Here is a 13880-nt window from a genome sequence, read left to right as displayed (position 1 = left end):
AAAAATGTAGACAAACTCGATTTTCATCGAGTTTGTCTACATTCTGAACAATGAAAGAACTGTATTTCATGCGCGTCCGTTCCATAATAAGCCCATCGCTGTTGACTTCGTCTCCATCGATAACCTGCCACTGAATTATATCCGACATATGTTGGGTAAAACCAAAATGAACGGCCATTCTTAAGCCAAATATACGTATGTTTGTATAAGCACCCTTTCATTGACCCAGTGTCCATTGCCTTATACATTCCTTCATGAAGTTGTGGAGTGAATAATGGCGGAGCTATATGAGGCGGTCCTCCTCCGTGCGGCGGCCGTGGCGGCGGCTGGCCCCCTCCATAGGACGGACCAGGCGGGCCAGGAGGAGTCCTTACATCCATCATCTGATTTTCTAATGGATAGGGCGCTGCCAAGAAATCTATGCCCATATTTCGGAGATATGCATTTTGATCATTACCGTTATGGTCGTTCTGTTGATTCAATGAATCGTATGGTTTCATACCTTTTCACCTCATAATTGAACTTCCTTTTATCCGTATGTAGTCGAATGACCATTTGTGCATTCTTTGCTCTGAACAGTCTCGAAATTGGTTTCTATTTGATCTATTCCTGAAAATGATTCATCAGAAAATATTCCCTGTTTATTTTTTGAATAAATCCCTATATTTTTTAGCTTTCTTGCCCTAGAATTGATATAGTGTTGTTAATGATTTAAACTCAATATGGTCAAAAGTCATTTAGGCCCTAAATCATTTTTGGACAAATTTAATTATCTTGGAAAAAACGAGGGATTCCTATGTGGGAATTATTATTAGAATTCGATTATCAAACCGTTCGCCATGCGGTATGGGCAGGTTACTTATTTACCTTTGTCTTTCCACTGGCCGCGTTTTACTTCTTAAATAAAAAGCAATCACTCTTGAATGACAAATATCAAGCTTCCGTTCATACAGATAAAAGTAAATCCCCTGTTCATGCAGGCAGCATTTTCGACTGGCGCGGTGCACAGCGCTTTTTCACCTTTATCCGGCAAAAGGATTCACCAGATGATTCCGATGAGCCAAGCCTCCTTCTAGTTGTTTAAACATTAACAATTCGAGGAGGAAATAATATTGAAGAAGAAAAATACGTTTTTAATTGCCGTACTATTTTTGGCAACGACCCTTTTGACTGGTTGCTCAGCAGCAACGAGCGGTCCATTTCATACAGCATTGGTTAACCCCATGACAAAAATGCTAGAATTCAATGCTAATTTATTTAATGGCAACTATGGTTTAAGCATCATCTTGATGACATTTTTGATTCGCCTTGTTTTGCTTCCACTGACTGCCAAGCAATATAAAACACAGCTTAGCATGAAGACGAAGATGAATGGGCTGAAACCGGAAATGACAGCAATCCAGCAGAAAATCAAAGAGACGAAAGATCCAGCTAAACAAAAGGCCCTCCAGCAGGAAATGATGCAGCTTTACCAAAAACATGGAGTCAATCCTTTAAACATGGGCTGTCTGCCGCTCTTGATTCAAATGCCGATCCTAATGGGCTTTTATTACGCGATTCAAGGTTCCCATGAAATTGCAACCCATAGTTTCCTTTGGTACAGCCTAGGCCAGCCGAATATTGCCATGGCGATTATCGCTGGTGTCATTTATTATTTCCAATCGGTCATTTCCGTGAGACAAATGCCGGAAGAACAGCAGAAACAAATGAAGATGATGAGCTTGCTCTCACCAGCAATGATTTTATTCATTTCTTTCTCCGCTCCTGCTGCATTGCCACTATACTGGTCAATCGGGGGTATATTCATGATTGTTCAGTCAATCGTGCTTCAGCGAATATATAAAAAAGACCATGCCGCAGTCCCGGCTGCAAATGAAACGGTCTTGAAAAAAAGCTAATCCACTTGGATTAGCTTTTTTCATACTTTCATTTTCCACTTGCGCTGAAAATTGATGGGATTTCCAGGGGTGAGATCACTTTGTTTTATTTCTTCGGCAATGGATTTGTTGAAACTTTTTCGAAAAATCTCTCTACATATTCAAAATCCGTGTAAAAGAACAATAATAGGTCACCCGGTTGTGATTTCTCCCAGGCTTTTATGAATGCGTCCAATTCATTAGGTTCGATGAATGTCCGATCTTTTTGTAACCCAGCTTCTATCGCAGCATCCTGAAGCAGCCCGGCTACTTCTAACGGCTCCCTTCCCCGCAAATCATCGTCTTCTTTAATGATGAACAGATCGGAATTAATGGCCGCTACTTTGGAGAGTCTGATAAGTTCTTCATCAATACGGTCCCCCGGCCCTGCCAAAACAGTGATAAGATGATTTTTGTTATAGGCACTGACCGTTTCGAATATGGCCTTCAATCCCGCTTCATTATGGGCATAGTCAATGATGATCGTGCGCTCTTTCAACTTTTTCAAATTGAACCGTCCTTTGGACAAATTCGTATCAGGCATAAATGTGGCAGCCTTCCTTCTTAGTTCTTCCATGGAAATGCCTTGTGTTTCGGCTGCGGCTAACGCCTGAAGTAAATTGGCGATATTATGACGTGCCATGCCGGAAATCGTTATTGGAACCATGGTGCAATCCATAAATGGATGGATGACTCCATCAGCTGAATGACAAATGACGCCTTTTTCATTGACGTACCAAACTTTACATCCCTTATCTATCGCAGCTTTCACGTGAGGCTGGGTGGCATCTGTAGAGGTGTAAATGACCTCCCCATCTGTATAAGCGTTCATGGCAGCTACATTCGGATCATCTGCATTCAGTACACAATAGCCTGTTTTCCTTACGACTTCGGCTACCAGCCTCTTTAATTTAATGAGATCATCCAATGTATCGATTCCATCACGGCCGAGGTGATCCTCACTTACATTGGTGATGATCCCCACATCACATTTACGAAAAGCCAGACCTTCACGCAGAATCCCGCCCCGGGCCGTTTCCAATACGGCAATATCGACTTCAGGATGGGCCAATACCATTCTTGCACTGACAGGGCCACTGCAGTCACCGTGATCCAATACCTCATCGCCGATATATACTCCATCAGAATTTGTCATACCAACTTTTGTTTTTTCATTAGTAAGAAAATAATGAATCAATCGGGTTGTTGTCGTCTTTCCATTTGTTCCGGTCACTGCGATGATCGGTATAGCCGCCTCTTCCCTGGTCGGAAATAAATAATCGACAATGGCTTTGCCTACATCCCTTTTTTTTCCTTCACTTGGATAATGATGCATTCGAATTCCCGGTGCAGCATTCACTTCAATAATTGCAGTCCTTGAATATTCCATCGGTTTTGATATATCCTCACAAATAAAATCTATTCCGGCGATATCCAAACCGATCGCTTTCGCAGCAGCAACAGCCATATTATTAATGGTCGAATGAACCTGGTCCGTTACATCGATTGCCTTTCCGCCAGTCGAAAGATTTGCATTGCCGACAACTTGAACCAATTCCCCTTGATTCGGAATCGTATCGAGCGTCCGATTCGACTTTTCCAAATAACACGTCACGGTATGTGTAAGTGGGATTTTTGACATCGGCTTTTCATGACCATCTCCCCGCAAATCATTACCATTTTCCTTTTCTATTAAACTGCGTATCGTTTCCTTGCCATTTCCAATAACATAGGGAGGAAGCCTCAAACTGGCGGCGATAAGTTCTCCATTAACTATCAGTAACCTATAATCATGTCCTTCAATATGCCGTTCGACAATGTACTTCTCCACATGCAACTCCAAACAATTGATTACATTGAATAGCTCATCCTTATTTTTGATATGGGTGATGACACCCTGACCCTGTCTCCCATTATACGGTTTTATGACCAGTGGAAAACCCAGCCTGTCCGCCGAGGCAAAGATATCTTCAATGGAATGGGCAACTTCCCCTTCAGGTACAGGGAGGCCACAACCTCTTAAAATGGATTTGGTCAATGCTTTGTCACATGAATTCTCAACCGCAATATTCGAAGTCTGGCTAGAGATTGTCGCCTGGACATACTTCTGCCTTGCACCTGTTCCTAAACGCAGTAAGCTTTCATCACCCATTCGCTCGACAGGGATATCTTTTGCTTGTGCTGCCTTAAAAATGGCTTCGGTACTTGGCCCCAGTTTATTTTTATAATATAACTGCTCTATTTGTTTTACATAAGATTGTACATTTATAAGTTTTTCACCATTCAGGATGGCTTCCGCGATATCTTTCGCTGCTAAAAAAGCTTGAAGACCTGAGTGAGGCTCCTGATAGTCAAAGGTAACATAATAAAAACCCTTCTTTTCCATCATTATCGTTTTTCCGCGAATGGCTTCGATTCCGGCCAAGTTTTGAAGCTCAATCGTCATATGCTCCAATATATGTCCCATCCATGTTCCTTTTCTCAGCCTTTCGGCGAAACCGCCTCGATACCCTTTTGAACATGTATGGCTTCCCAAGTTCGGGAGCGCCTTTAACAATTTTTCATTGAATCCAGGGATTGAATCAGATGGTTTCTGTTCCAGTTCCCCTATATCCAATTCAATGCAAATCGTAGGTGTATAAGCAAAATAATTAGGTCCTTTTAAATAACGGACTCGATTGATCTTCATTGTTGGATCCCCTTTTTCATCAACAATTTCCTGGTAAGCAGGTCAAAACGGTATCCCCTGGTTAGTGCATGAAGGTTAAATCCCGAAAGAGTCAACTCTTCACTGCCATTATCAGAAGATGTGATATTGATATAATCACTGGTACTGCCATCAAGAACCAATACTTGATGTTGGCCGACTACTTCAAAATGACCGTCTTTAACTAAAATTGCTGTATTTTCATCAATCCCAATACCCATAATTTCTTTTTTCCCTGCTATTGCACTTAACAGACGGTCAAATCGGCCACGCTGGGAAAAATGTTGATCGATTATCAGTCCGTCCAGGAAGCCGAAACCTAAGCCAATTTCAACCTTTAACTTATTGTCATTCAGCATCGTGTCAGCTGCAACGATCATATACTTACCTAAAATCGAAGCACCAGCACTTGTCCCTGCTATCACCATTCCTTCATGCCATGCTTTAGAAAGGGCATCGTGGAACTTTGTTTTTCCAATCAGTTCAGACAATCGGCTTTGGTTTCCCCCTGAAATGAAGATGGCGGAAAAGGATGCAAGCTGTTCACAAATTGCCGGATCGTCTGCATCCTGCCTTGAATCCAGCTTGATCACTTCCACCCTGTCCACACCTAAATCCCTGAAAATCTTAATATACTCTGTACTCACTTCCTCAGGAATTTCACTCGCTGTAGGCAATATTCCTATTCCGCCTTCGCTATGGGTTGCAAGCTCGACAAATTTATTTAATACTTCACCTTCAAGGCACTTATCCTCTGCCCCGCCAATGATAAGTAATTCACCACAATTCATTCATCATACTCACCTTTACAAATGGATTCACATCATGAAATTGCTCTAAACAGAACACATAATGACTAGTATGGCAACTTCTTTCAGTATTCATTCATAAAAATGGCAAACTGCATAATTTTGTTTAACTTAATGAAAAAAGAGGAAAAGTAATAGAGTAAAAAATAAAAGGAGTGTGTAAAAAATGAGCCAAAACCAAATAAAAGAAAAAGTATTGAACATCATCCGTGATCATAAAATAGGGGTTTTATCTTCTGTTGAAAACAACAAACCACATTCACGCTATATGACATTTTTTAACGATGATTTAACTTTATACACACCAACGAGCGGAAAGACGGAAAAAATCGATGAAATTGAAAAGAACCCTAATGTTCATATCCTGATCGGCTATGATAATGAAGGATTGGGCGACTCTTACCTGGAAATCTCAGGTACCTCGAAAATAAACGATTCACAGGAACTGAAAGATAAATTATGGAATGAATCATTTGAACAGTGGTTCGAAGGTCCGAAAGATCCGAATTATTTAATTCTGCAAATTAAGCCGGAAAGCATACGGTTGATGAACAACAATGGTGAACCTCCACAAGAATTATCATTATAATTTGTCATTCACGAGTATTTGAGCGAAATTCACGAGTAAAACACCGAAACTCACGAGTATTGCGCACAAACTCACGACTTTAATGAAAATATCGCCAAAAAACAAGTAAAAGCCCGCACTACTATGATAGGAGTGCGGGCTTTTCTCACGATTTTACCAACTCAGATTGGATATAATGCAAAATCAGATTGGCTGTATGCTTTAATGAAGAGACATGTGTCCGCTCGAAGGCATGTGATGCATCGATTCCCGGTCCGATCAGGCCATGGACGACATCATATCCTGCCCGGATGGCAGCGGAAGCGTCCGATCCGTAATATGGATAAATATCGACGCGATAATCGACAGCATTTGCTTGGGCAAGTGAGACCAGATGCTGACGCAGTTTATAATGATAAGGACCCGAGGAGTCTTTTGCGCAAATGGAAACGCTGAATTCATCCGTCGTTTGTCCATCACCGATCGCGCCCATATCGACAGCTAGATATTCGACTGTTTTCTCAGGGATATTGGAATTTCCGCCATAGCCGATTTCTTCATTGTTGGAAATCAGGAAATGGGTCGTATATGCCAATTTTATCTTTCCTGCGGAAATGAGGTCAATGATATGAAGGAGGATGCCCACGCTAGCTTTATCATCCAAATGCCTTGATTTCAAAAAGCCTGTATCCGTCACTTCCACTCTCGGTTCAAAGGAGACAAAATCTCCAACAGAAATGCCAATGGCCTCGGTTTCCGCTTTGGTTTTCACGACAGCATCTATCCGGACCTCTATTGTCTCATCATCACGCTTCGCATCGCCGGCATTTTTATATACGTGGACAGAGGTCTGATTGATTAAAATGGTCCCGGTGATGATGGCTCCGTCAGCTGTATGGATTTTACAATACTCCCCTTCCACTGAGTTCCAGCGGAAACCGCCGATCATCGTCAATTTAAGGCGGCCATTCGCCTTGATTTCCTTTACCATGGCTCCCAGGGTATCGACATGGGCAGTCAGCAAGCGTTGTTTGTTATCATCTTCGCCTTTTAATGTAGCAAGCAATGCCCCTTTATTCGTGATGTTATAAGAAACCTTCCTCTGCTCCATGAAATCGGCCGCGTATTTAATGGCTTGTTCAGTATAGCCGGAGGGGCTGGGTATGGACACCAATTCTTTTATGTAAGATACGATTTCTTTTTCTTCAATCACGCTCATGCATATCTCTCCTTTCCTCTTTGTTCATTATATCTTCCCATGGCAACTTTTAACATATTAAAAGACCGCCAAAAGGCGGCCCTTTAATAGATTTAACTCATAAAAGCCATGACAGGCAAGATGGCCATAGCTAATGTTGCAATTCCATATAACGCTAAATTCTCCATATTCACTCTTCTTTTCCACTTATCGCGCCATACCTTGTATCTGTCCATATCTTCGTTCCTCATAAAAAAACCTCCTTCATGATGAAAGTTCAACTTACTTCAATTGTCTTTGTTTGTTGGACATTTCCTTCATATATTCCAAGAAGGCAATTCTCTTTTCCTCTGGATAGGCTACAATGTCTGCGATGATTTCCTCTTCGAGAGGTTTCAGTAAACGGCCAACCGATTCAGTAAACAATATTTCTAACTCTCTCTTTGTTTCATTAGGATTTCTCACTTCCATCAATATCACCCTTCCAATTACTTACTATTATCTATATAACCTTTATCCACTTCATTGAAACGCAAAAAAAATCGACCGCCATAAAGGCAGCCGATAGTCTTCTTAAATTATTTCGTTACCCCGACATTATGCCATTGATATTGACGGCCTGCGAGATAATCGTAACCTGTAACGCGTTCATTCACTCCAGCCAATTGATAACGGAATAATGTCGGAATGACCGGAACCTCTTCATGAATCAATTCTTGCCACTCATTATACGTATCGATTCGATATTGATCATCGAAGGCTTCCTCTGAAATCCCTTTAGCAAGAAGCTCATCATTTTTTTCACTCACCCAGCGGGTATAGTTAAATTCAGCAGACCTGGACCATATTCCTGATGGATCCGGATCGGAAGCGACGCCCCATGCTGCTGAATAAACATCAACTTCGTCATTATCCTTTTTCAGCAGGTCGTAGAATGAATTGAACTCATGCAGCCTTCCGTCCTGCAATTCGACGTCCAACCCTACTTGTTCCCATTGCTGGATATAATATCTTGCCAGTGGCTCAGAAACATCGGAACCGCTCATGGAAGCAAAGTTGATTTTGAACTCTTTTCCATCAGCATCCTCACGAATGCCATCGTTATTCGTATCTACAAACCCTGCTTCATCCAAAAGTTCCTTAGCCTTTTCAGGATTATATTCATATGCTTTTAAATCTTTATTGTTATATTTAAAGTTCGGGGTAATGACAGAGTTGGCAGGGAAGCGAAGGCCCTTGTACATTTTTTCGCCCACTTCTTCATTATTGATGGCATATGCCATCGCCTGACGAAGGCGTTTGTCTCCGAATTTCGGATTCTCATCCATAATATTTTCTTCTTTTTCTTTATCATAGTAGCCAAAATTGAAACCAATATAGGAATAAGCCAATTCAACTTTCCCCAATAATTCGACATTATCCAATTCCTTGGCTTGCTCATATTGCTCCGCCAGGACCTCTGCTACATCGAGGTCACCATTTTCAAGTGACTTGACGACAACAGACGGATTCACGACTTTCAATGTGACACTGTCCAATTTAGGTTCACCGCGGTAATAATCTTTATTCGCTTCGAATTCGACCGCTTCCCCTTGAACGATTTTCTTCACTTTGAATGGTCCAAACCCAATCGGATTTTTACGGATTTTATCAGAAGATTCCAAATCCGCAATCGGAACATCTTTTAAGTATTCTTTATGAAGCGGGTATGTCCATAATCCGGTCGTGACGGACGGGTTCGCTTTTTTGAAAGTGAAAGTGATTTTCTTGTCATCGACTTTAATGCCTGAAATCTTATCCGCTTTCCCTTCATGATACTCTTCCATACCCTCGATTAAAGCCATTTGCTCATCATAGCGGACACCTTTGTAATCTTTGCTTCCCATGACAAGATATGCATATTCCAAATCGGCGCCTGTCACAGGCTTTCCATCATGCCAATTTACATTATCCTTAATCGTCAGCGTGACCGTTTTATGATCGTCCGATATCTCATAGGAAGCGGCACCTTCATTCGTGAAAACATAGTTTTCGTCTGTATCCAATAAATCCTCATCAAAGAATGTGATAACTTGGTTATCGGGTTCACCTTGATAGAAAACCTTGTTTAATATCCCTTCAAATGGGGTATCTGATACCAAACCATATGTCAAATGGCCGCCTTCAATCGGCTCTCCTTGATTTGTCGTCTTTGTCGGGAATTTAGAGGTATCGACCTGTTCGACATCTTTCCCTTTTTTCTCTTTCGTTGACGATTTCTCCGTATCATTCGAACATGCAGCAAGCAGTAGAGACGAAATGGCCAATGCACTTAATACCTTACTGTAGCTTTTGATTTTCATATCATACACTCCCCTTTTATTATCCTCTTCTTTGTCTTGCATCGGCTGCGCGTTTTAACGCTTGACCAACGAAATTTATACTCAGCATCAACACTAAAATCATGAGTGATGCGGGTACCCATATCCACCACTTGTTTTCCAGAACATCTGGATTTCGAGCATAACTGATGAGCGTCCCTAAACTCGGGGTGCTCTCCGGAAGGCCGAACCCTAAGAAAGTCAAACTGGATTCTAAGCCAATATTGCCAGCAAGGTTCAAAATGAAGTTAACGATGATCAATGAACTGACATTGGGCAGAAGCTGAAACAGGATGATTTTCCAATGTGGCGTCCCGAGAGTCTGTGAGGCATGAATATAATCCAGCTCACGCTCAGACAAAGCCTTTGAACGAATCAGCCGTGCCTTTCCTGTCCATAAAAACATCGTCATGATTAAAATGAAAACATATACATTGAAGATCGGTACAATCGTGACCACAACGATGATGAACATCAATTGCGGCAGGGCAATCACGAAATCGATAACACGCATGATCACATTATCGGTTGCCCCGCCAAAGTAACCGGCAAGAAGTCCTAAAGATAAACCGATGATAGCCGTGAATAATGTAATGAATAAACTGATCGTGAATGAATTTCTGGTACCTATTATCAGTTGTCCGAATACATCCCGGCCGCCATAATCGGTTCCAAGCCAATAGTCTGAGGATGGTTCCATATAAATGGAGAGAAAATCGACTTTGGCTATTTCCTTGGCATCCATGAAGAACGACGCACCGTAAACAAAAAGCAATATGGCTGCTAATATAATCAATGAGCCCATGGCAAGTTTATCTTTTTTGATTTCCTGCCAGATGATTTTCATTCCTGAAGGGCTCACATCGTTAACTTGTATGTTCTTTCCGGTTTCTACTTTCATTTCCATACGACTCACCCCGCTCCTATTCTATCCGTATACGCGGATCGACCGCACTAAGTATGATGTCCGAAAGAAGAGTGCCAAGCAGAGTGGCAAATCCCGTCATCATGACGATGGCTGTGACAACACTGAAATCCCGCAGACTTACTGAACTAAGGAAAAGCTGCCCCAGTCCCGGATAACTGAAAATGGTCTCGATTATGACCGCGCCGCCGACCAATCCAGTAATTTCATAACCTAAGAATGCTGCTATCGGTAAAAAGGAATTTCTTAGGATATGCCGTGAATACACTTTTGATTCGGGCACTCCCTTCGAACGCGCTGTCCTTACGAAATCCTTGATTTTATTATCGATGATTTCATTTCGCAAATATTGGATCGTACTGGTGGTTGCAATTAAAGCTGTACTTAAAGCTGGTAAAATCAAATGATTGATCTTGCTTACAACATAGGCGAATGTTCCTTCATCCACCTTTGAATCGACACTGCCTCCAGACGGGAACCAATCCAGGGCAAATCCGAAAACGAATAACATGATTAAAGCAAAAATGAAAATCGGGGTGCCAAACCCTACATAGCTATAACCCGTAACGGTTTTATCCACCCAGGTATCGTTATACCTTCCGCTAAGTATGCCTAATGGTATCGCAAGCATATATGTAAAGATCAGCGTGACCAACGCCAGGAACACCGTATTCCAAAGCCTGTCTTCGATCACATCCATAACGGGCGTCTTATGTGTATAGGAAACACCGAAATCCCCCTGTACTGCATTGGATGCCCACCTTATATATTGTTGGTACCAAGGGTCATTCAAACCCAGTTCTTCCCTGATCCTATCAAGCTCTGCCGGATTGGCCCTAGGGTTTATTTCCTGGCCGGACAGGGCATCCCCTGGCATTGCCTTTGCCATCATGAAAACGATGATGCTCAATAAAAAGAGCTGCGGGATCATAACTAATAATCGTCTTAGGATAAATTTCCACATATTCCTTCCACCTCCTTATTGTAATGCGACTCTATGTGTCGATGAGATCGGCTTCAAATCGTAAGCACGTCCATTCTCATCGAAATATTTTGAGTAGGTAGACTCATATTCCGAGGTGAGTTTTTTTCTAAGCTGCACTTTATCTTCACGAACTTCCGGCTCTAAATCAGGAATGGCGGCAATCAGGCGCTTCGTGTATATATGTTGGGGATTTTCATAGATTTCCTCGCTTTTTCCTTCCTCTACCAATCTACCACGATACATAACACCCATCCGGTCACACATATGCCGGATTACACCTAAATCATGCCCGACAAATAAATAAGTCAAATTGAACTCCTGTTGGAGATCCTGAAGAAAATTCAACACTTGTGCCTGAACGGAAACATCCAGTGCTGACACCGGTTCATCCGCAATGATCAGTTTAGGCTTCAATGTCAATGATCGGGCAATCCCGATTCGCTGGCGCTGCCCTCCAGAAAATTCATGAGGATACTTGTGGATCGATTCCGGACTCAGTCCGACTTTGTCCAAGAAGTCCTGTACGATTTTCTTTTCCTCTGAAGGGGATAACCGTTCGAAGTTCCTCAGCGGTTCGGCAATTATGTCAAGTACCCTCTTCTTGGGATTCAATGATGAATACGGGTCTTGGAAAATCATTTGGATATCTTTTCTGAACGGTTTAATTTCTCTTCTACTTAAAGATGCCAAATCCCTGCCTTCAAACAGGATTTGTCCGGATGTCACCTCATTCAGTTTGACCACTGCCTTGCCTGTCGTGGACTTGCCGCTTCCGGATTCCCCGACCAAACCATATGTTTCCCCTTGCTGCAACTCAAAGGAAACACCGTCCACGGCCTTTACATGATCGACCACCCTTCGAAAAAAACCGCCCCTTATTGGAAAATGCACTTTTAAATTATCTAATTTTAGTAATGTCATGAGCCGATGCATCTCCTTCTACTTGAAAATAGAATGCTTTATAGCAGGTACAGCGGACAAAATGACCGTTGCCCACTTCGTGAAGCCGGGGTGTCTCTTCATGCGCATGTTTTGGTATCCAAGGAATCCTATCTTGGAAGCGGCATCCGATCCGATCCATTTTGGCTATCGATGGAACGATTCCCTCGATGACATGCAAACGGTTTTTCTCGTTTGCGGCCGAAGGAATCGAATTCAATAACGACCTTGTATATGGATGCAGCGGATTGTTGAATATCTCTTTAACACTTCCCGTTTCCACTACCTGACCTGCATACATGACAACGATCCTGTCAGCGACCTCTGCTACTACGCTCAGATCATGTGTAATTAAGATGATCCCCATTTTTGTCCTGCTTTGGATATCCTTCAGCAGATCAAGTATTTGCGCTTGGATCGTAACATCCAATGCCGTCGTGGGTTCATCGGCGATGACCAGTGCAGGGTTGCAAGCAATGGCAATCGAGATCATTGCCCTTTGCCGCATTCCGCCCGAGAGCTCATGCGGATATTGCTTGTACGTCCGTTCAGGATATGGAATTCCCACTTGTGTCAAAAGTTCGATCGTCCTGTTCTTTTTTTCAGCACTGGAGAGTTCTGTATGGTAATCAAGATTCTCCTCGATCTGTTTTCCAATGGTCATGAGCGGGTTCAAAGCCGTTAAAGGTTCCTGGAATATCATACCCAATTCCTTACCACGGACTTTATTCATTTGCACATCATTCAACTTTAGAAGATTTTGGCCTTTATAATTGATGTTTCCTTCGGATTTCGTTCTCTGCTTATTATGTAATTGCATGATGGATAAGGCCAATGCACTCTTTCCACATCCTGATTCTCCAACAACTGCTACAATTTCATTTTCATTCACCGTAAACGAAACATCATCCACCGCTGCATGATATTTGTTACCGATTCGAAATGAGGTAGTTAGGTTTTCTATTTGCAAAATAGCTTTCTTCATCCTTGCTCCCCCTAAACTATTTTATCGGGAAAATAATTAATCTTCTGATAATTATTTAAAATTTTAATCATTTTTTTACAATTATACAATAGTTTTTATAGAAAATAATCACATTTTTTTCATATTTTATAACTTCAGGAATAATTTTCTGCAACATAAAAACTTTTCCTTTATAACTGTTATACAGTAAAGTTTTGAAGTCCGATTAAATATATAGAATCAATAATTTCGAATTTATTATTTCGAGATAGCTTTTTTTGAAGTTTATGCCTATTTATTGAGCTTATCGTTTTACTTACCGCGGAATGGTTCCGTTTAAAGTATTTTAATATTTCAGAAAAATTAGTATATTTGTAAGAATATCATAGAAAAGGTAATTACTTCATATATATTTCAATACTTTTAAAAAAACACCAAATTTTCATTGTATGCAATGAAACCTTTTTAAAACAGATTCGTAGAAAACGGTAGAAAATAAATGATGGGGT

The 13880-nt window shown here is 41.5% G+C and carries 14 protein-coding genes; 3 read left to right on the top strand and 11 right to left on the bottom strand.

Translation table 11 applies throughout. The annotated features are described in order from the left end of the window. Positions 1-23: 23 nt before the first annotated feature. On the bottom strand, positions 24-500 hold the full coding sequence (locus MKX49_RS05225; protein WP_340875462.1) for a hypothetical protein: 477 nt from the start codon (positions 498-500) through the stop codon (positions 24-26). Between the two features lie 296 nt (positions 501-796). On the opposite strand from MKX49_RS05225, the gene MKX49_RS05220 reads away from it, so the two are divergent. Together MKX49_RS05220 and yidC are read left to right on the top strand one after the other, a co-directional pair. Further along, positions 797-1084, top strand: a complete 288-nt coding sequence (locus tag MKX49_RS05220) for a hypothetical protein (RefSeq protein ID WP_048687259.1) — start codon at positions 797-799, stop codon at positions 1082-1084. 28 nt (positions 1085-1112) lie between these two features. Continuing rightward, complete coding sequence (gene yidC / locus MKX49_RS05215; RefSeq protein WP_340875459.1) at positions 1113-1898, top strand: membrane protein insertase YidC; 786 nt, start codon at positions 1113-1115, stop codon at positions 1896-1898. Between the two features lie 85 nt (positions 1899-1983). On the opposite strand, the gene cphA is transcribed toward yidC, so the two are convergent. Both cphA and MKX49_RS05205 read right to left on the bottom strand, forming a co-directional pair. Further along, positions 1984-4605, bottom strand: coding sequence for a cyanophycin synthetase (cphA, locus tag MKX49_RS05210; protein ID WP_340875457.1), 2622 nt, complete (start codon positions 4603-4605; stop codon positions 1984-1986). Further along, positions 4602-5414 carry a cyanophycinase gene (locus MKX49_RS05205; RefSeq protein WP_048687263.1) on the bottom strand — a complete coding sequence of 271 codons (813 nt, stop codon included), beginning with the start codon at positions 5412-5414 and terminating at the stop codon, positions 4602-4604. Before MKX49_RS05205 ends, cphA begins: the two co-directional genes overlap by 4 nt. A 184-nt stretch (positions 5415-5598) precedes the next feature. Between MKX49_RS05205 and MKX49_RS05200 the strand changes: the two genes are divergently transcribed. Continuing rightward, positions 5599-6021 (top strand): pyridoxamine 5'-phosphate oxidase family protein, encoded by a 423-nt coding sequence (locus MKX49_RS05200; protein WP_063596399.1) that lies wholly within the window; start codon positions 5599-5601, stop codon positions 6019-6021. A gap of 145 nt (positions 6022-6166) precedes the next feature. Here the strand turns inward: MKX49_RS05200 and MKX49_RS05195 are convergent, their stop codons facing one another. The 8 genes from MKX49_RS05195 to MKX49_RS05160 form a co-directional block, all read right to left on the bottom strand. Then, positions 6167-7219: a M42 family metallopeptidase gene (locus MKX49_RS05195; RefSeq protein WP_340875454.1), complete on the bottom strand. Its 1053-nt coding sequence runs from the start codon at positions 7217-7219 to the stop codon at positions 6167-6169. A 92-nt stretch (positions 7220-7311) separates the two neighbouring features. Next, positions 7312-7449, bottom strand: a complete 138-nt coding sequence (locus MKX49_RS05190) for a hypothetical protein (RefSeq protein ID WP_156319562.1) — start codon at positions 7447-7449, stop codon at positions 7312-7314. A gap of 31 nt (positions 7450-7480) precedes the next feature. After that, positions 7481-7669, bottom strand: coding sequence for a hypothetical protein (locus tag MKX49_RS05185; protein ID WP_054397060.1), 189 nt, complete (start codon positions 7667-7669; stop codon positions 7481-7483). 107 nt (positions 7670-7776) lie between these two features. Beyond that, the gene (opp4A, locus tag MKX49_RS05180; protein ID WP_340875452.1) at positions 7777-9540 is read right to left on the bottom strand and encodes an oligopeptide ABC transporter substrate-binding protein; all 1764 of its coding nucleotides are present in this window, start codon (positions 9538-9540) and stop codon (positions 7777-7779) included. A 19-nt stretch (positions 9541-9559) separates the two neighbouring features. Further along, positions 9560-10459 (bottom strand): ABC transporter permease, encoded by a 900-nt coding sequence (locus MKX49_RS05175; RefSeq protein ID WP_034315454.1) that lies wholly within the window; start codon positions 10457-10459, stop codon positions 9560-9562. Between the two features lie 22 nt (positions 10460-10481). Then, entirely contained in the window at positions 10482-11447 is a 966-nt protein-coding gene (gene opp4B / locus MKX49_RS05170; RefSeq protein WP_340875449.1) for an oligopeptide ABC transporter permease, read from the bottom strand. Between the two features lie 15 nt (positions 11448-11462). Then, on the bottom strand, positions 11463-12389 hold the full coding sequence (locus MKX49_RS05165) for an ABC transporter ATP-binding protein (RefSeq protein ID WP_053534228.1): 927 nt from the start codon (positions 12387-12389) through the stop codon (positions 11463-11465). Beyond that, a complete protein-coding gene (locus MKX49_RS05160) occupies positions 12367-13392 on the bottom strand; it encodes an ABC transporter ATP-binding protein (protein WP_251538781.1) in 1026 nt (341 codons plus the stop codon). The genes MKX49_RS05165 and MKX49_RS05160 overlap by 23 nt, the downstream gene beginning before the upstream one ends. Positions 13393-13880 lie beyond the last annotated feature (488 nt).

Origin of the sequence: Peribacillus sp. FSL M8-0224, from assembly GCF_038003055.1 — a bacterium.
Taxonomy (GTDB): Bacteria; Bacillota; Bacilli; order Bacillales; family DSM-1321; genus Peribacillus; species Peribacillus frigoritolerans.
The sequence above is the reverse complement of the archived record's forward strand: the minus strand, read 5'-3'. Positions and strand labels throughout refer to the sequence as shown.

What these genes read in the sequence shown, in the direction of transcription:
- MKX49_RS05195 (WP_340875454.1), bottom strand. Translation starts at nt 7,219, where the DNA reads ATGAGCGTGATTGAAGAAAAAGAAATCGTATCTTACATAAAAGAATTG.
- MKX49_RS05160 (WP_251538781.1), bottom strand. Translation starts at nt 13,392, where the DNA reads ATGAAGAAAGCTATTTTGCAAATAGAAAACCTAACTACCTCATTTCGA.
- MKX49_RS05225 (WP_340875462.1), bottom strand. Translation starts at nt 500, where the DNA reads ATGAAACCATACGATTCATTGAATCAACAGAACGACCATAACGGTAAT.
- opp4B (WP_340875449.1), bottom strand. Translation starts at nt 11,447, where the DNA reads ATGTGGAAATTTATCCTAAGACGATTATTAGTTATGATCCCGCAGCTC.
- MKX49_RS05205 (WP_048687263.1), bottom strand. Translation starts at nt 5,414, where the DNA reads ATGAATTGTGGTGAATTACTTATCATTGGCGGGGCAGAGGATAAGTGC.
- opp4A (WP_340875452.1), bottom strand. Translation starts at nt 9,540, where the DNA reads ATGAAAATCAAAAGCTACAGTAAGGTATTAAGTGCATTGGCCATTTCG.
- MKX49_RS05200 (WP_063596399.1), top strand. Translation starts at nt 5,599, where the DNA reads ATGAGCCAAAACCAAATAAAAGAAAAAGTATTGAACATCATCCGTGAT.
- MKX49_RS05165 (WP_053534228.1), bottom strand. Translation starts at nt 12,389, where the DNA reads ATGACATTACTAAAATTAGATAATTTAAAAGTGCATTTTCCAATAAGG.
- cphA (WP_340875457.1), bottom strand. Translation starts at nt 4,605, where the DNA reads ATGAAGATCAATCGAGTCCGTTATTTAAAAGGACCTAATTATTTTGCT.
- MKX49_RS05220 (WP_048687259.1), top strand. Translation starts at nt 797, where the DNA reads ATGTGGGAATTATTATTAGAATTCGATTATCAAACCGTTCGCCATGCG.
- MKX49_RS05190 (WP_156319562.1), bottom strand. Translation starts at nt 7,449, where the DNA reads ATGAGGAACGAAGATATGGACAGATACAAGGTATGGCGCGATAAGTGG.
- MKX49_RS05185 (WP_054397060.1), bottom strand. Translation starts at nt 7,669, where the DNA reads ATGGAAGTGAGAAATCCTAATGAAACAAAGAGAGAGTTAGAAATATTG.
- MKX49_RS05175 (WP_034315454.1), bottom strand. Translation starts at nt 10,459, where the DNA reads ATGAAAGTAGAAACCGGAAAGAACATACAAGTTAACGATGTGAGCCCT.